Annotated in this window: 19 protein-coding genes; 10 read left to right on the forward strand and 9 right to left on the reverse strand. The window is 57.4% G+C overall.

Annotation, left to right across the window (positions count from 1 at the left end; translation table 11 throughout):
• Nucleotides 1–3: 3 nt before the first annotated feature.
• From accB to JQR87_RS04730, 4 genes are all read right to left on the reverse strand, one after another.
• Entirely contained in the window at nt 4–459 is a 456-nt protein-coding gene (accB, locus tag JQR87_RS04715; protein ID WP_407292057.1) for an acetyl-CoA carboxylase biotin carboxyl carrier protein, read from the reverse strand.
• A gap of 81 nt (nt 460–540) precedes the next feature.
• Entirely contained in the window at nt 541–984 is a 444-nt protein-coding gene (gene aroQ / locus JQR87_RS04720) for a type II 3-dehydroquinate dehydratase (RefSeq protein WP_407292056.1), read from the reverse strand.
• 150 nt (nt 985–1,134) lie between these two features.
• Nucleotides 1,135–2,916: a protein-disulfide reductase DsbD gene (locus JQR87_RS04725; RefSeq protein ID WP_407292055.1), complete on the reverse strand. Its 1,782-nt coding sequence runs from the start codon at nt 2,914–2,916 to the stop codon at nt 1,135–1,137.
• Between the two features lie 76 nt (nt 2,917–2,992).
• Nucleotides 2,993–3,310 (reverse strand): Rieske (2Fe-2S) protein, encoded by a 318-nt coding sequence (locus JQR87_RS04730; protein WP_407292053.1) that lies wholly within the window; start codon nt 3,308–3,310, stop codon nt 2,993–2,995.
• 204 nt (nt 3,311–3,514) lie between these two features.
• Between JQR87_RS04730 and JQR87_RS04735 the strand changes: the two genes are divergently transcribed.
• Nucleotides 3,515–4,405 carry a ChaN family lipoprotein gene (locus JQR87_RS04735; protein WP_407292052.1) on the forward strand — a complete coding sequence of 297 codons (891 nt, stop codon included), beginning with the start codon at nt 3,515–3,517 and terminating at the stop codon, nt 4,403–4,405.
• Between the two features lie 215 nt (nt 4,406–4,620).
• On the opposite strand, the gene JQR87_RS04740 is transcribed toward JQR87_RS04735, so the two are convergent.
• From JQR87_RS04740 to JQR87_RS04755, 4 genes are all read right to left on the reverse strand, one after another.
• Nucleotides 4,621–5,418, reverse strand: coding sequence for a cyclic nucleotide-binding domain-containing protein (locus tag JQR87_RS04740; RefSeq protein WP_407292050.1), 798 nt, complete (start codon nt 5,416–5,418; stop codon nt 4,621–4,623).
• Nucleotides 5,419–5,523: 105 nt separating this feature from the next.
• On the reverse strand, nt 5,524–5,796 hold the full coding sequence (locus tag JQR87_RS04745; RefSeq protein ID WP_407292048.1) for a TfoX/Sxy family protein: 273 nt from the start codon (nt 5,794–5,796) through the stop codon (nt 5,524–5,526).
• The gene (locus JQR87_RS04750; protein WP_407292047.1) at nt 5,778–6,557 is read right to left on the reverse strand and encodes a class I SAM-dependent methyltransferase; all 780 of its coding nucleotides are present in this window, start codon (nt 6,555–6,557) and stop codon (nt 5,778–5,780) included. The genes JQR87_RS04745 and JQR87_RS04750 overlap by 19 nt, the downstream gene beginning before the upstream one ends.
• 151 nt (nt 6,558–6,708) lie before the next feature.
• Nucleotides 6,709–8,271, reverse strand: coding sequence for an AAA family ATPase (locus JQR87_RS04755; RefSeq protein WP_407292045.1), 1,563 nt, complete (start codon nt 8,269–8,271; stop codon nt 6,709–6,711).
• A gap of 155 nt (nt 8,272–8,426) precedes the next feature.
• Here JQR87_RS04755 and mrcB point away from each other — a divergent pair, with 155 nt between their 5' ends.
• Genes mrcB through JQR87_RS04770 form a run of 3 tightly spaced genes read left to right on the forward strand, consistent with a single transcriptional unit; the run spans nt 8,427 to nt 11,838 of the window.
• Nucleotides 8,427–10,739 (forward strand): penicillin-binding protein 1B, encoded by a 2,313-nt coding sequence (gene mrcB / locus JQR87_RS04760; protein ID WP_407292043.1) that lies wholly within the window; start codon nt 8,427–8,429, stop codon nt 10,737–10,739.
• A 38-nt stretch (nt 10,740–10,777) separates the two neighbouring features.
• On the forward strand, nt 10,778–11,506 hold the full coding sequence (locus JQR87_RS04765; RefSeq protein WP_407292041.1) for a tetratricopeptide repeat protein: 729 nt from the start codon (nt 10,778–10,780) through the stop codon (nt 11,504–11,506).
• The gene (locus JQR87_RS04770) at nt 11,506–11,838 is read left to right on the forward strand and encodes a YqcC family protein (RefSeq protein WP_407292040.1); all 333 of its coding nucleotides are present in this window, start codon (nt 11,506–11,508) and stop codon (nt 11,836–11,838) included. The genes JQR87_RS04765 and JQR87_RS04770 overlap by 1 nt, the downstream gene beginning before the upstream one ends.
• A gap of 42 nt (nt 11,839–11,880) precedes the next feature.
• On the opposite strand, the gene JQR87_RS04775 is transcribed toward JQR87_RS04770, so the two are convergent.
• Nucleotides 11,881–12,312, reverse strand: a complete 432-nt coding sequence (locus JQR87_RS04775; protein ID WP_407292038.1) for a DUF4124 domain-containing protein — start codon at nt 12,310–12,312, stop codon at nt 11,881–11,883.
• A 400-nt stretch (nt 12,313–12,712) separates the two neighbouring features.
• Here JQR87_RS04775 and JQR87_RS04780 point away from each other — a divergent pair, with 400 nt between their 5' ends.
• The 6 genes from JQR87_RS04780 to msrQ all read left to right on the forward strand — a co-directional run bounded on the left by JQR87_RS04780 (nt 12,713) and on the right by msrQ (nt 18,682).
• The gene (locus tag JQR87_RS04780) at nt 12,713–14,437 is read left to right on the forward strand and encodes an acetolactate synthase 3 large subunit (RefSeq protein WP_407292036.1); all 1,725 of its coding nucleotides are present in this window, start codon (nt 12,713–12,715) and stop codon (nt 14,435–14,437) included.
• A gap of 2 nt (nt 14,438–14,439) precedes the next feature.
• Complete coding sequence (ilvN, locus tag JQR87_RS04785; RefSeq protein ID WP_407292035.1) at nt 14,440–14,931, forward strand: acetolactate synthase small subunit; 492 nt, start codon at nt 14,440–14,442, stop codon at nt 14,929–14,931.
• A 44-nt stretch (nt 14,932–14,975) separates the two neighbouring features.
• Nucleotides 14,976–15,992 carry a ketol-acid reductoisomerase gene (ilvC, locus tag JQR87_RS04790; protein ID WP_168425280.1) on the forward strand — a complete coding sequence of 339 codons (1,017 nt, stop codon included), beginning with the start codon at nt 14,976–14,978 and terminating at the stop codon, nt 15,990–15,992.
• A 147-nt stretch (nt 15,993–16,139) separates the two neighbouring features.
• On the forward strand, nt 16,140–16,973 hold the full coding sequence (gene pssA / locus JQR87_RS04795; RefSeq protein WP_407292033.1) for a CDP-diacylglycerol--serine O-phosphatidyltransferase: 834 nt from the start codon (nt 16,140–16,142) through the stop codon (nt 16,971–16,973).
• Nucleotides 16,974–17,033: 60 nt separating this feature from the next.
• On the forward strand, nt 17,034–18,044 hold the full coding sequence (gene msrP / locus JQR87_RS04800) for a protein-methionine-sulfoxide reductase catalytic subunit MsrP (RefSeq protein WP_407292031.1): 1,011 nt from the start codon (nt 17,034–17,036) through the stop codon (nt 18,042–18,044).
• The gene (gene msrQ / locus JQR87_RS04805; protein WP_407292029.1) at nt 18,044–18,682 is read left to right on the forward strand and encodes a protein-methionine-sulfoxide reductase heme-binding subunit MsrQ; all 639 of its coding nucleotides are present in this window, start codon (nt 18,044–18,046) and stop codon (nt 18,680–18,682) included. The genes msrP and msrQ overlap by 1 nt, the downstream gene beginning before the upstream one ends.
• Nucleotides 18,683–19,031 lie beyond the last annotated feature (349 nt).

The following is a 19,031-nucleotide window of genomic DNA, read 5'->3' on the forward strand; positions in this document are numbered from 1 at the left end:
GGTTCAAACGATGGTGAACAGCGGCTGGTCGTATTCGACCGGCTGACCATTCTCCACCAGGATGGATTCGATGGTGCCGCTGGTTTCGGCCTCGATGTGGTTCATCATCTTCATAGCTTCGACGATGCAGAGAATGTCGCCTTTTTTAACGCTCTGGCCGACTTCAACAAAGCTTGCCGCTTCTGGAGAAGAGGCGCGGTAGAAGGTGCCGACCATCGGCGAACGAACTACGGTGCCGTTTAGCTTTGGCTGAGCCGGTGCGGTGTCGGCTGCTGGTGCTGCGGCAGGAGCGGCTGCTGGCGCTGGCATCGGGGCCTGAGCGAAATAGGGCTGCTGCACTGCGGCCTGCTTGCTGTGACGGCTGATGCGAACTGACTCTTCGCCTTCGTGAATTTCCAGTTCATCGATACCGGACTCTTCCAGCAGCTCGATCAGTTTCTTGACTTTGCGAATATCCATGAAGCGGTGACTCCAGAGGTAAGTTCAAAGGGCATTGCTGTGCGCTTCTTCGAGGCTGGGCGCGAGTCGCGCACGGTCCTGTCAGGAAGCAGCGAGTTGTTCCAGGGCGGCCTCCAATGCCAGGCGGTAGCCAATGGCGCCAAGGCCGCAGATCACTCCTACCGCGACATCCGAGAAATAAGAGTGATGGCGGAAAGGTTCACGCTTGTGCACGTTTGAAAGGTGCACTTCGATGAATGGGATGCTCACCGCCAGCAGCGCGTCACGTAGCGCAACGCTCGTATGCGTAAAAGCGGCGGGATTGATCAATATAAAGTCGACGCCTTCGCTGCGTGCAGCATGGATTCGCTCGATCAGCTCGTACTCGGCGTTGGATTGCAGGTGCATCAAGTGGTGGCCTGCATCTCGGGCTCGCTGCTCCAGATCATGATTGATCTTCGCCAGTGTGGTGTTCCCATAGACCCCGGGTTCGCGAGTGCCAAGCATATTCAGATTCGGGCCGTGGAGGACCAGAAACGTTGCCATGAGTATTCCTTGTTGTTCTGTCCGGAAGGCGTCGCGGGACGCTCATCGGTTAGGGGAAAAACTATGCACGAACCCAGTGCTGACTGTCCAGTCATGTCTTGATCGGCGTAAATACCGACATTATGTCTGGAGATTGCGGCAGGGATCGCTCTAAAGAGATGCTTCGGCTAGATCTAGCCGTGCGGCGAACTGTTTGGCATCAATCTCACCGACCACCCTGACATCAGTCAATTCGTTTCCGGTGCGATCGAAGAAAAGAACCGCAGGCGGGCCGAAAAGGTTATAGCGGTCAAGCAGTGCACGCTGCTCGCGGTTGCTGTCGGTTATGTCGAAGCGGACCAAGCGGTAGTCGGCTAGGCGGGGGACAATCTGTGCTGCTGCGAGAACCTCACGTTCGATTACCTTGCAGCTGATGCACCAGTCGGCATACCAGTCGAGCAGCAGTGGCTGACCGGCGGCCTGCGCGGCGTCAAGTTCGGCGTCGAGTTCAGCCGGGGTGGAAACCGTGCGCCAGATTTCCGTTTTGCTGGCCGAGGTGGCGCCCACAGCGGACATCGGCTGGGGTAGCGGGCGCAACGGGTCTGAGCCTCCTTGTAGCGCACCGACCCAAGCTGCCAACGCGTACACGAGCAACGCCAGGCCAAGAAGCTGTGCAAGTTTCTGCTGCGTATTCTTCGGTGTGAGCTCAAGCGTACCGAGAAACAGCGCTGTACCAGCGGCCAGCAAGCCCCACAGCGCAAGCGACACCGAGCCAGGCAGGACCCGTTCAAGCATCCAGACGGCAACTGCCAGCAGCAATACGCCGAAGACGTTGCGCACGGTTAACATCCACGGGCCGCTCTTTGGGAACAATGCGCCGCCTCCGATGGCAAATAGAATCAGAGGCGTGCCCATGCCCAGGCCGAGGGCAAGCAGCTTGAGCCCACCGCCCAGCGCATCGCCGCTGGCGCTGATATAGAGCAGCGCGCCTGCTAGCGGGGCTGAAACGCATGGCGAGACGAGCAAGCTGGATACGGCGCCAAGCAGTGCGGCGCCAACAAACGACCCGCCCTTGGCGTTTCCAGCAACGCGTTCGAGGCGATCGCCGACCGCTTGCGGTAAACGAAGCTCGAACAGCCCGAACATGGCGAGAGCGAAGGCGACGAAAAACAACGCGAAAGGCACGAGAATCCAAGGCGACTGCAGGCGAGCCTGCAGGTTCAGCTCGGCGCCAAAGACGCCCATAAGCGCCCCCAGCACGGCGAAGCCGGCCGCCATGGGCAGGACATAGGCCAGCGACAACGCAAAGCTGCGCATGCCGCCGATCTGGCCTCGTAGAACGACACCAGAAAGGATCGGCAGCATCGGCAACACGCACGGCGTAAACGTCAAGCCCAGCCCCGCGATGAAGAACAATGCCACCGAGCGCCAGGACGGCTCGGCATCAACGCCTGTCTCTTGGCTTACATCCGAGGACGTGGGCGCAGCAGCCGGCGCGCCCCCGATGTCAAACGATTCGGTTTCAGGCGGATAGCACAAGCCCTTGTCTGCACAGCCTTGGTAGGTGACCTGCAGGGTAAAAGGGCGGTCCTCCGGGTTCCGAATCGGTAGTTCGACATCCAGAACGCCGTAATAAACTTCAACATCGCCGAAATAGTCGTCGGTCTTCTGCTCTCCGGCTGGAAGCTTCGCTTCGCCGATAACGACCCCAGGCGTCTTGGTGATGAACTTGAACTGGTGGCGATAGAGGTAGTAGCCCTCGGCGGTGACGAAACGCAGCTTGATTTGTTCCGGTGATGTGTCGACCAGATTAAGACGAAAGGCTTCTCGTACGGGCAGGAAGTCGGCGCTGTTGTTTAGGCCGCCGAGGGTTGAACTGGGCCCGCTATCGAAGAGGCCTGCATAAGCAGGGAGGGAGAACAATAAAAACAGCAGACTCAGCAAACGGCGCATGGTCATCTCACAATTAGCAGTGACCGCATGATACCCAACGCGGCTAATCGTCGCTTGTACGCAACGTCGCACTCGCTTACGTCCGCAGCCAGATGGCGCCGTCCTGCTCGACCGTTGTCAAAGATTTCAGGGCCTGCCCTTCACAGGGACCGGCTACGCATTCTCCACTTTCGATGAGAAATAGCGCTCCGTGCGTGGCGCATTGGATCAGGCTGCCACTGCTATCGAGAAACTGGTCCGGCAGCCACTCCAGCGGTATTTCGCGATGTGGGCAACGATTCTCATAGACGTACAGGGTGCCGCCCTTGCGTATTGCAAGTAGCCGTTGCCCTGCGAGTTCGAATCCCTTGCTATGGCCTTCCGTCACCTCGTTTGCATCGCACAATCTCACCATTACGCTCTCCTTTTTGGCGATTATCGCCTAATGAGCAACGCAGGCGATCGCACCGGATTCTGCTCGTTGCCTTCGACTACCAATGACACTCCTGATCAAGGCGTTGTGAGTCGAGTTCCCTCAACCCTCTTGGTCTCGAAGTGGTTTTTCGGCGACGCTTGCAACGAAGTCAATTATTAGTCAGTACGCGCGGAGGACTGGCATATGCGATTGCTGTCACCCTTGGTCTTGATTCTGCTCGCTGCTTGCCAGTCATTGCCTCCGTTGCCTACTTGGCAAAGCTCGGAGGGGCTAGCACATCCCGACGTGGGACGAATCGTAGATCTGCGAAGCGGCGAGCAGATATCACCAAGGCGCTTGATCGACGAGTTGTCGGGGGTCGATCAGGTCCTCGTTGGCGAGCGCCATGACAACCCGGACCATCATGCGCTCCAGGTTTGGCTTCTCCAGGCATTGGCGCAGCGGCGTGAGCAGGGAAGCGTGTTGCTGGAGATGATCAATCCTGATCAGCAGGACGAGGTCGCGAGCGTGCAGGTTTCAGCGCGGCAAGGACGATGGCCTGACGATCTAGTAACGGCGTTGGCCTGGCAAAAGGGTTGGGAATGGCGTTTGTACGCCCCGTTAGTCAGCCATGTACTGGCAAAGCCTTACCCTGTGCTATCGGCCAATCTTGATCGTGCGGAAATCACCAACATATACCGTCGTATTCCACGACTCACTGGTGCCGCCGCTGACGAGAGCGTGCAAGAAACGCTGTTGACGCAGATACGCGTTTCTCATTGCGGAATGCTGCCCGAGTCGCAACTTCCAGCGATGCTTGCGGTACAGCAACAGCGTGATCGCCGGATGGCTGAACAGGCGGAAAGTGCACCGAAACCGGCCACCCTGTTCGCAGGTGCGTTTCACGTAAGGCGGGATGTTGGCGTGCCCCTGCATCTGGCAACTCAAAATGACGGCTCAGATGAGCGCGTTCTGGTGCTCGCGGATGCAGGCGACAACCTGTGGACCGCGGACCAAGCAGATTTTGTCTGGTATACCCCGGCTCAGCCTCAGCGCGACTATTGTGCCGACTACAGAGATCCGGCCAGCAAGTAAAACCCTGACTTAAACTGAGGCCAAAAAAAGACCCGGCAAAAGCCGGGTCAAAACCGTGATTAGCCTGATGAGGAGATAACCTGAAAGTCCGACTGCCCGTACTTCCAGCTTACCGGCTGATCTTGCGATCAGTGGTGCTAATAATAACAATTCTCATTCATTAGTCAACAGCGAGTTGGCAAATAAAATTCGGCCTCGGTATCTACCCCCGACGACTACGCCGAAAGGGGCATACGCAGTTGGGTGACCTCTTTATTTAGCAAGTCGATGCGTCTGGCCATACTCTCGATCAGGCTGTGGGCGATTTTCGGATTGCTTTGCATCAGGCTGAGAAATTGATCCTTGGGAATGAGCATTACTGTGCAGGCAGTAGTGGCGATGACCGTCGCGCTGCGCTTTTCCTGAGTGAATACAGCCATCGCGCCAAATATTTCGTCGCGCTGGACGTCGCCAACCTTCTGGCCGTCGACGAACGCTTCAGCATGGCCCTCGATGATGATGAACACGTTGTCCGCGTCATCGCCCTGGCGAATCAACTCATCTCCTTCTGCGAAATGCTGAAAACCAGTGGTGGGGTGGATCTCGGGCTGCTTAAGACGGGCCAGTGCCTCTGATAACAGCGTTGTTTGTCCAATCAGATACTGGGTAAAGAGCTCCTGCCGATGCAGGTCGGCATGGATGTGGGCAAACACCGCGTTGCGCGCATAAGGAATCAGGCGAATCGACTCGTCGCTGCGATAGCGGCAAAGCGGCAGCTCCAGGCCCTGCCGCAGACCTAGGAGGTCACCTTCTTGCAGGTAAAACAAGGGGCGCTCATCTACCAGCGCATGCAATAGGCCGCTTTCGATAATAAAGACGTGCTGCTCGGGTAGATCTTTCGTCAGGTCGTCGGAGCATTTGATCTCGATCGGCGGTGCTGAGGAAGCAAGCCCTTCGAGCAATTTCGCCGGAATTCCCTGCAGACGGTTGATCAATCGATCGGCATAAGCCGGTTGTTCCCCGAGTACATACATGTAGGCAATCCTTGGACAAGCGGGCTCACAGATGTGGAGCGATGCGCGCGCTCACCATAAGGCCCCGCTCGAAGAGAGTAAACGTTGTCGAGCGGGCATTGTGAGCTAGCTCTTGTCTCGGTGGTCACCGCGGGCCAGGTGCTGGTTGAGCTCGGTTTTCAAGGTGTCAGGAAGTTCTTTCCAGTTGATGTCTCGCAACGCGCCCTCAATTGCATACAACAGTACTCGAGAGGCGCTGAATCCTCTTGATTTGACTGCTTGATATGCGCTGACCGCGCCGAGTCGTCGCAGGTCGTCGGCCGTGTGGATGCCCGAAGCGTGCAGCCATTGCGCAGATGTCTTGCCGAGATTTCTCAAGGTCAGCAGCTCGTCGTGCATGATTGCTCCTGTATGCCCGGATAACCAATAACGAAGTGAAGCGGCCAGTGGACCCGGCGCACTTGTTTGGGGTTGCTCCAATGCTGCCTAAACTCAGCCTCCAGCTCGCTAAGCGGATCACGGCCATGTGTCTGCTGCCAGCGTTTTACCGCCGACCATGTGCGGAGGTATCCCAGCAATTGCGGCAGATCCCAGTAGGCTTCCATCAAAAATGGAGGGGGCTCGAGCGTTGCGAATGGTGCTTGGATATCCGTGTAGCCAACATCCACGCTGGCACGGCCTGGCGGCCAGTAGCCGCTCAGCGTTTCCCCGTGCAAATGATCGATAAGCCCATCCAGTGGTTCGCCGATACGAATCAAGCTATAGCACCACGCACAGAGCAGGCCGTCAGGGGCCAGTACCCGCTTAGCTTCGGCGAAGAAGGCGGGCGTAGCGAACCAGTGCAGCGCTTGTGCGATCACGATCAGGTCGGCCACACCGTCGCGTAGCGGCAATTGCTCGGCCCCGGCGGCGAGTCGATGCGCGGTTTGCCAGTTCGAACTGGCAGTTAACTGGTCAAGGCTGGCGTCGCAAGCGATAACCTGGCTGAAGTGGGCGAGGAGGGGCTGGGTCGCCTGGCCAGTGCCTGCAGCAATGTCGAGTGCGCAATCGACCCTGGGCGAGCGCTCGGCGAGCCAGCTGAACAGGCGCTCCGGGTAGCTCGGCCGGAACTGCGCGTAATGATCGGAACGAACCGAGAAAAGCTGGACGCTATCACTCATCGTGACAGTCCAGCGGCAATGGCAAGGTGACGAGAAGGCATAGCCGGCTTCCGCTGACAGACCAGTGCAGTATAGAAGCACCACCGGGTTCTGCTTTCGGCGGTGCCTTGGCGAGGCTTATCCGTCTACGGTCCGATACGACAACCCTTGGTCAGAGACCCGGCAAGCGCTGGCGTATTGCATGGACCAGCTTGTCGAGGCTTTCTGCTTCAGGCGTATTAATTTGCCGGTTGAGCAGTTGTTCGCTCTCACTCAATGGCTCGCGCGACGCTTGTTGAGTGGCGATTACGGACATGGTGGCATCGGACGGATCGCCACCTTCCGCTTGGCGCTGCGTGAGCCACTGTTCGATGACCGCATCGGGTGCCTCACAGCTCAGAATCATGAACGGCACACCGGTCGCCTCTGCTACTTGCCAGGCGGCTTGGCGATGGCCTTGGTTTAGATAGGTCGCATCGATTACGACCGAACAACCCGCGTTGAGGGCGGTTTCGGCCAGCACATGCAACCGTTGATAAGTAGATTCACCAGCTTCGCTACTGTAGATACCGGTGTTCAGTTCGGTCGATTGGTGCTCTGGCTGGCTGCCGTGCAGCCGCTTGCGCTCCACATCTGAGCGTATGCGGATGGCGCCGAGCGCTTCGACCAGGCGCAGCGCAACCTGACTCTTGCCGACTGCAGACACGCCATGAGTGATGGCAAGAAACCGGGATGGAATAGCGCTGTAGCTTTCAGCCAAATTCGCGTAGCTGCGGTACTGGCGCATGATGACCCGTCGCTGCACAGCATCCTGTTCCTGGTGCAGTCGGAACAGGCTGACCTTGGCACGAACCACTGCCCGATACGCTTTGTAGAGGTTGAGCAATGGAAGCGCCGCGTAGTCGCCCGTTCTCTCCAGCCAGCCATTGATGAAACGCCGCGCCTGGCACTTCAGGCCTCGATCCTCCAGGTCCATTGCCAGGAAAGCAGCGTCGCACGCGATATCGATCAGGCGGAACGGCTCGTTGAATTCGATGCAATCGAACAGGACCACCTTATCTTCGATGACGGTTGCGTTGCCCAGGTGAAGATCGCCATGACATTCGCGAATGAATCCTTGCTGGCTGCGCTGTTCCAACAGCGGTTGCAGGCGGGCAATGCTGGTCTCGGTCCAGTCCATCAGAGCGTCGAGTTGCTGCAGGTCTGCTTGCTCGGTCAGTAGCGGACGAATCTGCTCGAAATTCTGCCGCATCGGGGCGACGATCGCTTCGGCACTATTCAGTGCATGGCTAGCCGCGACCTGTGGAACGCTCAAGTGAAAACTGGAAATCTGCTGGGCAAGGGCGTCGATATGTTTGTCGGTCAGCTCGCCGCGCGCCTGCACCTCAGCCATTAGCTGCGTCTGCGGGAACTCGCGCATTTGCAACAGATAGTCAATCGGCTCGCCGCTGCCGCCGATTTCTGGTGACTCGACGCTGCCGGTAACAGGCAGTACCTGAAGGTATAGCTCCGGCGCCATACGCTGGTTCAGCCGTAGCTCCTCCTCACAGTAGTGCTTGCGGGCGGTAAGGTCTGTGAAGTTGAGGAAGCCAAAATCCACTGGCTTCTTCATTTTGTACGCATAGTGGCCCGTCAGGATGACCCAGGAAATATGGGTCTCGATAACGCTGAAGCCGTCGACCGGGTGAGGATAGAGGGCCGGATTCTGCAAAGCGGTGATCAGTGCTTGGCTCACGGTCATTCCTTTAACATTGGTTGGACAGGCGTGTGAGCACTTCGGGATACAGTTCACACAGTCAGGAAACGCACCATTATGTCCATCCGGGGAAAGCGTGCAAACCGCCAAGAGGGCGTCTTCGGCGCAAATCAAAGTGCGTATAATGCGCCGCCATGACTAGATCTCGCTCCTCTCGCTCCCGTTCCAAACGCCGTTCCGGTGGTTCCCGTCCCTGGCTGGGTTGGGTTATCAAACTATCCATTGTCGCTCTGGTGATAGTTGCCGGGGTCGCGGTTTACCTCGACGCAGTGGTTCAGGAAAAGTTTTCTGGCAAGCGCTGGACGATTCCGGCCACCGTTTATGCGCGACCGTTGGAGTTGTTTGTTGGGCAGAAACTCGACAAGGACGACTTTCTGACCGAGCTCGATGCGCTGGGCTACCGTCGCGAAAAGACAATCAGCGGGCCGGGCACGGTATCGGTAGCCGCCAATGCTGTCGAAATGCAGACGAGAGGCTTTCGTTTTTACGAAGGCCCGGAAGAGTCCAAACGCATTCGAGTGCGTTTCTCCGGGGATTTCGTGTCCGGTTTGTCACAAATGGATGGCGGTGATCTGCCTGTGGCTCGCTTGGAGCCGCTGGTGGTAGGCGGCCTGTATCCCGCACACAACGAAGACAGAATCCTTATCAAGCTCGACCAAGTCCCTCCTTATCTGGTTGAAACCCTGGTTGCGGTAGAAGATCGTGAGTTCTTCGATCATTTCGGCGTGTCGCCCAAGTCAATTGCTCGTGCGGTATGGGTGAATTTGACTGCGGGCGAGGTGCGGCAGGGCGGCAGCACACTGACGCAGCAATTGGTGAAGAATTTCTACCTCACCAACGAGCGCAGCCTGAGCCGTAAAGCCACCGAAGCGGTGATGGCGGTGCTGCTTGAACTGCATTACGACAAGCCGGAAATCCTCGAGGCCTATCTGAACGAGGTGTTCTTGGGCCAGGATGGCCGTCGCGCCATTCATGGATTTGGTTTGGCAAGTCAGTATTTCTTCGGTCGTCCATTGGCCGAACTCAAGCTTCAGCACGTGGCGCTGCTGGTCGGCATGGTAAAAGGGCCGACTTACTACAACCCGCGGCGTCATCCCGAACGGGCCTTGGAACGACGTAATCTTGTGATCGATCTGCTGGCTGAACAACAGGTCATCAGCGAGGAAGAAGCCGCACAGGCACAGAAGACGCCCCTTGGCGTAACGCAGCGTGGCAGTCTGGCTGACAGCTCGTATCCGGCCTTCCTCGATTTGGTTAAGCGCCAGCTGCGTGAAGATTATCGTGACGAGGATTTGACCGAGGAGGGGCTTCGGGTCTTCACAAGCTTTGACCCGATCATTCAATCCAAGGCGGAGAAAGCGATGACCGAGACGCTCAAGCGGCTTGGCAAGGCCGCTGAGGGCGTCGAAGGGGCGATGCTAGTCACCAACCCGGAAACTGGCGAGCTGCAGGCTATGCTAGGCAGCCGCCATCCAGGTTTTGCCGGTTTCAACCGGGCTCTGGACGCGTCGCGCCCGATTGGCTCGCTTATCAAGCCGGCTATCTACCTGGCAGCGCTTGAGAAACCTAGCCAGTACACGCTGACCAGCTTGCTCGAAGATGAGCCTTTCTCAGTGAAGGGTGCAGATGGAAAGGTCTGGAAGCCGCAAAACTACGGTCGGAATGCTCACGGAACGGTCTATCTCTATCAGGCACTGGCCAACTCCTACAACCTGTCGACTGCCCGGCTTGGTTTGGACCTGGGCGTGCCTCATGTGCTCAAGACACTTGCGCGTTTGGGCGCGTCGCCTGATTGGCCCGCGTATCCTTCCATGCTTCTTGGAGCAGGCGGCTTGCGCCCGATCGAGGTTGCAGGTGTCTATCAAACGATTGCTAACGGTGGTTTCAATACGCCGTTGCGCGCAATTCGCAGCGTCCTCGCGGCAGATGGCGAGCCCCTCAGCCGATATCCATTCAAGATCGAGCAGCGATTCGACCCTGGCGCCATCTACCTGACCCAATACGCCATGCAGCGAGCCATGCTCGAAGGAACTGGGCGCTCAGCCTACAATCAGGTTCCTAAATCGCTGGCATTGGCGGGTAAAACCGGCACTACTAATGATTCGCGAGATAGCTGGTTTGCAGGCTTCAGTCAGGACCTGCTTGCGGTGGTCTGGCTGGGCCGTGATGACAATGGCAAAACGTCGCTCACCGGGGCGACCGGCGCTTTGCAGGTATGGGCGGACTTCATCCGGCGTGCCGATCCGCTGCCGCTACAAACGCCTGTGCCGGACAACGTGTCCATGGCTTGGGTGGACGCACAAACTGGCGAAGGAACGTCGGAGAATTGTCCGGGTGCTGTACAGATGCCCTACATACGCGGAAGCGAGCCGGCAGCGGGCCCAGGTTGCGGCATTCAAGCGCCCGCGGAGTCGGTAATGGATTGGGTTCGTGGCTGGTTGCCATAATGGACGCCGGACTGATTGGCTGATCGAGAGGTTTAGATTTGAACAAGCAATGGATGGTTGTGTTGGTCGCATCGGTGTTGCTGCCGGGCTGCGCATCGGTCAAGCGAGGGGCAATTCCTGTGGTCGATTCAGGCGCGCCGGTGTCTGAGGAGGTTTCGGCACGGCAACCCAATCGCAGCGCCAACACACCTGAGACCTCGACAATATCTGCACCTGCGGATTCCGGCGTAGTCGTCATGGTGCCGCAGCAACGTTCCGAGCCGCTACAGACCTATGGCGCGCCTGATACTCCCTTGCCTGGCTCCCCTACGCTGCCGCCTGCAGGGGAGACAGGTCAGTGGACACCACCCGCCCAGTCCGCACCGAGCACTGGTCCAGGTCAAACGCAGCCTATGCCCAGCGGAATCCCATCCAACAGCGGAACCTTGTCTGCTGACGAACAACTCGATGGTCCGGTGCTCGCACTGCTGACCACGGCGCAGCAGCAACAAGGCGGTGGTGATTTGAATGGAGCCGCGTCCAGTCTTGAGCGTGCACAGCGAATCGCGCCGCGCGAACCGCAGGTGCTGTATCGCTTGGCTCAGGTGCGCTTGGCTCAGGGAGATGCGGTGCAGGCTGAGCAACTGTCCCGTCGTGGTCTGAGTTATGCCAGCGATCGTCCCGCATTGCAGGCGAGCCTCTGGGAACTGATCGCACAAGCACGTGAGCGGCAGGGCAATGCCGCCGGAGCTGCACAGGCACGCGAGCGTGCCAAGGTCTCTATGTGATGGACGAACGTGTGCCGGCGGTTGCGGACCAGCTGCTATTGATCGAACGAGAATTGCGGGTGCTGGGTTGTTGGGCGTCGTCACCGCCCGCGCCCGCTGCGCTCGGCAGCCAGGAGCCGTTCTGCGTAGATACGCTGGCCTTCGACCAGTGGCTGCAATGGATATTTCTGCCTCGCATGAAGCAGATACTGGAGCGTGGCGATCCTCTTCCTGCTGTGTCGGGAATTCTGGCGATGGCCGAAATGGTGTATCAAGATCAGCCGCAACGCGTGGCTGGGCTGCTCGAAGCGCTTGAAACCTTCGATGAGCTGATCGGTAGCGGCAAGCGCTAAGCAACGCCGACCATGTCGGAGGGCGCTGTTAGGTAATGAGCTTCAGCTGCAGGTTTCGGCGATCTTCTGTTTGGTTTCGCCGATGCGTTCTTGACGCTCCTCTTCGTTCAGGCGTCGCGGACCGCCTTCTTCTTCAATCCGTACACGTGGATTATTTTGCAGCTGCGCCAGGTTGGTGCGTAGGGTGGTGCAGTAGCGCTGCCGTTCGGCTTCCTGCTCAGCCACCTGCTGCTTCACTTTGCGATCAATGTCGCGCTGCTCCGACTCGCCCGATTTTTCAGGAACGTTAGTTTCAGCTACCGCTGGCTTGGGTTGGGCTACAGCGGTGTTCAGCGTTTCGGCCGTCTGGCCCTGGGGCGGTTGCGCACCAAAATGCGTAACGCCTTGAGCATCGACCCACTTATAAACCTGGCCGGCCATGACGCTGCTGCTCAATGCAAGCAACAGGCTGCCGGCGAGAATGGTCACACGCATGCTTTTCCCTTCAGTGGATGCAAAATCAAGCCGTACTATACGCAAAAGACCGGGGGCATCATTCTGCGCTGGATCACAGCTGAATGCAGCGGAAGGGCAACAGCAGGCTTGACTTGGCCAAGCCTAATCCGAACAATTCCATGCTTGCTGTTCTGAAGGGCCGCCGCAAGCGTCCCTTCGGTCAATCATGAGGTGCACACCCGCGCCGACTTGTAACACCCGCAACGCGTTACCTCGCGCTGGGAGGGTGCCCCGCAACACTTTGGGGCTTCCCTAATACTTGCTTTGACAGTAGCTGACGTAGTCGGCGACCACCGTCGCTCATGCGCTGCTTGGCAGTAAACCTACTTCTGGCCGGTCCAACGCGGAGCGGCTATCTGGCGTTCTAGAGGTGAACAACGTGGAACTTTTATCTGGCGCTGAAATGGTTGTCCGCTTCTTGCGGGACGAAGGCGTTAAGTACATCTACGGCTATCCGGGCGGCGCCTTGCTGCACATCTACGATGCGCTGTTCAAGGAAAAGGAAGTCACACATATCCTGGTGCGTCACGAGCAGGCTGCCACCCACATGGCTGATGGGTATGCACGTGCTACCGGTAAGGCCGGTGTGGTGCTGGTAACTTCCGGGCCAGGCGCGACCAACGCGATCACCGGTATTGCAACGGCCTACATGGATTCGATCCCGATGGTGGTGATCTCCGGTCAGGTTGCAAGCAACATGGTCGGCACCGATGCCTTTCAAGAAACCGACATGATCGGTATCTCTCGGCCCATCGTTAAGCACAGTTTCATGATCAAGCATCCTTCGGAAATTCCGGACGTGATGAAGAAGGCGTTTTATCTGGCGCAGTCCGGTCGTCCTGGCCCGGTCGTCGTTGACATCCCGAAGGACATGACCAACCCCGCCGAGAAGTTCGAATACGTCTATCCAAAGAAAGCCAAGCTGCGTTCCTACAGCCCGGCCGTTCGAGGGCATTCGGGACAGATTCGCAAGGCGGCCGAGCTTTTGCTGGCGGCCAAGCGCCCAATCATCTATGCCGGTGGTGGCGTGATCATGGGCGGCGCATCCTCGCAGCTCACCGAGCTTGCCAAGATGCTCAACCTTCCTGTGACCAATACGCTCATGGGGTTGGGCTGCTATCCGGGCAGCGATCGCCAGTTCGTCGGCATGTTGGGCATGCACGGTAGCTACACGGCCAACCTGGCTATGCATCATTCCGATGTCATCTTGGCTGTCGGCGCGCGTTTCGATGACCGCGTGATCAATGGCGCGACCAAGTTCTGTCCGAATGCCAAGATCATTCACATTGATATCGATCCGGCGTCCATCTCCAAGACCATCAAGGCGGATATCCCAATCGTCGGCCCGGTTGATAGCGTACTCACCGAGATGGTGGCAATCGTCAAGGAAATCGGGCAGGCACCAAACGCCGAGACTGTTGCCAGCTGGTGGAAGCAGATCGAGGAATGGCGCGGCAGCCGGGGCTTGTTCCCCTACGACAAAGGCGACGGCATCATCATCAAGCCGCAGGCCGTTATCGAAACCCTGTGCGAAGTGACCAGGGGCGATGCTTACGTAGCGTCGGATGTGGGTCAGCACCAGATGTTCGCGTGCCAGTACTACAAGTTCGATAAGCCGAACCGCTGGTTGAACTCCGGTGGCCTCGGCACGATGGGCTTCGGGTTCCCGGCCGCGATGGGCGCGAAGCTGAACTTCCCGGATGCTGATGTCGCCTGCGTGACGGGCGAAGGCAGTATCCAGATGAATATTCAGGAGCTGTCGACCTGCCTGCAGTACGACCTTCCGGTGAAGATCATCAATCTCAACAACGGTGCGTTGGGCATGGTTCGGCAATGGCAGGACATGCAATACAACAGCCGCTACTCGCACTCCTACATGGAGTCGCTGCCTGATTTCGTCAAGCTGGTCGAAGCTTATGGGCATGTGGGGATGCGTATCACTGAGCTGAAGGATCTGAAGCCAAAAATGGAAGAGGCTTTCGCTCTGAAAGACCGTTTGGTCTTCCTGGATATCGCAGTCGACACCAGCGAGCACGTCTATCCGATGCAGATCAAAGACGGCGCCATGCGAGATATGTGGCTCAGCAAGACGGAGCGGACCTGATCATGAGACACATCATTTCTCTGCTGATGGAAAACGAACCAGGTGCTTTGTCCCGTGTGGTTGGGCTGTTTTCACAGCGCAACTACAACATCGAAAGCCTGACCGTTGCCCCAACTGAAGACCCGACGCTGTCTCGGCTGACGTTGACTACAGCAGGGCACGAGGAGGTGATCGAGCAGATCACGAAGAACCTCAACAAGTTGGTTGAGGTCGTCAAACTGGTCGACTTGTCCGAGAGCGCTCATATCGAGCGTGAGCTGATGCTGATCAAGGTCAAGGCAACCGGCGCTCAGCGCGCCGAGGTCAAGCGAACAACCGATATCTTCCGCGGGCAGATCGTCGACGTGACGCCCAACGTCTACACGATTCAGCTGGCCGGTACGACCGACAAGCTGGACAGTTTCATCCAGGCCATCGGTACAGCGTCGATCCTGGAAGTTGTGCGCAGCGGTGTCACCGGGATTTCACGCGGCGACAAAGTGCTGAGCATCTAATCGTTTATCGAATGGCCCAGACGGCCAGTTACAGGGGTAACTCCATGAAAGTTTTTTACGACAAAGATTGCGATCTATCCATCATCCAGGGCAAGAAGGTCGCCATCATCGGCTATGGCTCCCAAGGCCATGCTCACGCGTGCAACCTCAAAGATTCGGGCGTTGATGTAACCGTTGGCTTGCGCGCAGGTTCGCCGTCGGTCGCCAAGGCTGAGGCTCATGGTCTTAAAGTAGACAACGTAGCTGCAGCTGTTGCCGCTTCTGATGTGGTAATGATCCTGACGCCTGACGAATTTCAGGGCCGTCTGTACCGTGACGAGATCGAGCCGAACCTGAAGAAGGGAGCCACGCTGGCTTTCGCGCACGGCTTCTCTATCCACTACAACCAGGTGGTGCCGCGCGCTGATCTGGACGTCATCATGATCGCGCCGAAAGCACCAGGCCACACCGTTCGTTCCGAGTTCGTCAAGGGCGGCGGTATCCCCGATCTGATCGCGATCTATCAGGACGCCTCCGGTAACGCGAAGAACGTAGCGTTGTCGTACGCTTCGGGCGTGGGCGGCGGCCGCACCGGTATCATCGAAACCACGTTTAAAGACGAGACTGAAACCGACCTGTTTGGTGAGCAGGCCGTTCTCTGCGGTGGTTGCGTAGAGCTGGTCAAGGCGGGATTCGAGACGCTAGTCGAAGCCGGTTACGCGCCGGAAATGGCTTATTTTGAATGCTTGCATGAACTGAAGCTGATCGTCGATCTGATGTTCGAAGGCGGTATCGCCAACATGAACTACTCGATCTCCAACAACGCCGAGTATGGCGAATACGTCACGGGTCCCGAGGTCATCAACGCCGAGTCCCGCGCCGCCATGCGTAACGCGCTGAAGCGGATTCAGGATGGCGAGTATGCCAAGATGTTCATCACCGAAGGCGCTGCCAATTACCCATCGATGACGGCCTACCGCCGCAACAACGCTGCCCATGGCATCGAAGTGGTTGGTGAAAAACTGCGCTCCATGATGCCCTGGATCGCGGCAAACAAGATCGTAGACAAGAGCAAAAACTGATATTGGTTTCTGATTGAAAAACGCGGCTAGGCCGCGTTTTTTCGTTCTACAACTGTGTGTCTGGTATAAACCGATGCCTGGCGTTAGATGAACCCGTTGCGCCATGGTCTGTCGAAATTATTCATACCTGCTGTAAGGTGAATTTGCATGAGTGAGCATCCCGAAGAGCCGAATAAGCCCATCGAAGCAGAAAGTCTCCTGCCAATCGACGAGCACGTGGAGGAAAGTCAGGACGCCGAAGGTCGTAAGGTTCGCCATCGCGGTATCTACCTACTCCCGAATCTGTTCACCACGGCCAACCTCTTTGCTGGTTTCTTCTGCATCGTTACAGCAATCAACGGCAACTTCTATGTCGCTGCCGCTACTGTGTTTGTTGCAATGGTATTAGATAGTCTGGATGGTCGAGTGGCACGTTTGACCAACACCCAAAGCGCGTTTGGTGCCGAGTACGACTCGCTTTCGGACATGGTTGCCTTTGGTCTGGCCCCGGCGATATTGGCGTACGAGTGGGCGTTGTCCAGCCTTGGAAACGTTGGGTTAACCGTCGCGTTCATCTATGTGGCATGCGCTGCGTTGCGCCTTGCTCGGTTCAATACCCAGATTGGTAAGGTGGACAAGAAATGGTTTATCGGTCTGGCCAGTCCCGCGGCAGCGGGTGTCGTTGCTGGCTCGGTGTGGGCTGTGTGGGCGCTTGATGAGCCTGGGATTCGCGGGCTCGATCTGCCTTTGGCAGTGATCATGCTCTTCGCGCTTCTTGTTGCAGCGGCAGGACTGTTAATGGTCAGCAATATCAAGTACTACAGCTTCAAAGATCTGGACCTGAAGGGAAGGGTGCCTTTCGTGGCCATTCTGGTCGTTGTGCTGGTCTTCGCCGTAGTGTTTAGCGACCCACCCCGTATTTTGCTTCTGATCTTCCTCGGCTACGCCGTTTCCGGGCCGGTGCAGTTCTTGATGCGTCGCCGCAAGCGCGCCGAAAGTTGATTTCTGAAGTGATCCGCTGTCTAGTGGGTGTTCGCCTAACCTCAGACAGCGGAGCACATCATGCTTATCAGAACGCCGCGTCGCGGTGATTGTCTCGAATCAGAGGTAACCCCCGAAGCGCTCTATTTGAATCGCCGACGGTTCATGCAAGGAGCGAGCTTCTCAGTGGCGGCCGCCGGGCTGCCCGCTATCGCTCAAGCCGATTCTGCTCGATACGCCGACGTGGCGTCGGCCAAAGCGCCCGCCTGGTTTGACGAGATGCTACGTCAAGCACAATGGGAGGCGGTCACGGTTAAAGATGAGGCTATCACTCCGTTTCAGGACGCTACCCATTACAACAATTTCTATGAGTTCGGCCCCGATAAGGGCGACCCGGCGCGTCATGCATCGCAGCTTGTTACTGACCCTTGGGTGGTAACCGTCGACGGGGAAGTTGCAAAGCCTGGCAAGTATTCAATCGAGGATCTTGTTTCCGAATCGACGCTTGAAGAGCGGATCTACCGATTGCGTTGTGTCGAGGCGTGGTCGATGGTCATCCCCTGGTTGGGTATTCCACTTGCTGATTTGATTCGCCGCCTCGAGCCCACGTCCAGTGCCAAGTATGTCCGTTTCGAAACGTTGGTACGTCCCGATCAGATGCCGGGCGTGCGAACCGGCTTCTCGCTCATCGACTGGCCATATGTAGAAGGCCTTAGGATGGACGAGGCCATGCATCCGTTGAGTTTGATGGCTGTGGGGATGTACGGGCGTGTACTGCCAAACCAGAATGGGGCGCCGTTGCGACTCGTTGTACCGTGGAAGTACGGATTCAAAAGCATCAAATCTATCGTTCGTATCAGCTTCGTTCGCGAGCAGCCAGCGACCACGTGGCAAGCGATGGCGCCTCAGGAATACGGTTTTTACGCCAACGTTAATCCAGATGTCTCCCACCCGCGTTGGTCACAAGCGCGTGAGCGTAGGCTCCCGGGGAGCCTGTTTAGCCCAAATGTACGCAAAACCGAGATGTTCAATGGGTACGCTGATGAAGTCTCAGGGCTGTACGCTGGAATGGATCTGACAAAGGCCTACTGATGCGCTACCCCTGGTGGAGATTGCTGCTGTTCTTGTGCGTGGCCAGCGTGCCTTGCTACTGGTTGTATCTGGCCACGGCGGCGGCGTTGGGTCCGGATCCAGGCAAGGTGTTGGTTGACAACCTTGGCCAGGGCGGCCTCATTCTGCTCTTATGTTCGCTTGCGATGACGCCCCTGCGAACCTTGACAGGCTGGTCGGGCTGGATTGCTTTTCGCCGTCAGTTAGGTCTGTGGGCGTTCGGCTATGCTGTGCTTCATCTCTTTGCTTATCTCTATTTTATCCTCGGTCTGGATTTCAGTGGTTTCGCGGCTGAGTTAGTTGATCGCCCTTATATAGCGGTGGGGGCGATCGCTTTGTTGGGCCTGTCTGTCCTCGCAGCTACCTCGACGCGTTGGAGCATGCGCAAGCTTGGCAAGCGCTGGAAGAAACTGCACCGGGTCGTTTTCCCAACCTTGCTGGTCGTCTTGTTGCACATGCTTTGGGTCGTGAGATCTGACGCAGGCCGCTGGAGTCTGTATGCCTCGATTGCGGCGATTCTGCTTATTACACGTGTACCGGCGGTTCAGCGCGGGCTTGCGGAAGTGCACGCTAAGTGGCGGGGCGCTTTGATTTCAAAGAATCCTAAAAACAATCGTTGACGTGAGTTTCTGAGTGCCTATAATGCGCACCTTCTCCGGCGCAGGCTTTATGCGAAACCTCTTGTAAATCAACAGGTTAGCTAGAAATAAAGGTTGCACGGATGGCGGATTCGAGTAGAATGCGCCGGGCTGACAGGGTGGTGGTTGAGTCCTGTTGGTGGCTCTGGTCGGGTTGATCGGAGGCGGTTGAAAGGGGTGGTTGACAGCGGTTTTGAACGCTGTATGATTCGCCTCCCGCTGACGAGAGACGCTAGGTTGATCGGAAGCGCAAGCGGTTGAGAAGAAAGAAAAACTTCTTCAAAAACAGCTTGACGAGAAACAAGGCTGCTGTAGAATGCGCGGCCTCGGT

It is taken from the genome of Stutzerimonas stutzeri, from assembly GCF_051028275.1.
GTDB classification, from domain to species: Bacteria; Pseudomonadota; Gammaproteobacteria; order Pseudomonadales; family Pseudomonadaceae; genus Stutzerimonas; species Stutzerimonas stutzeri_AS.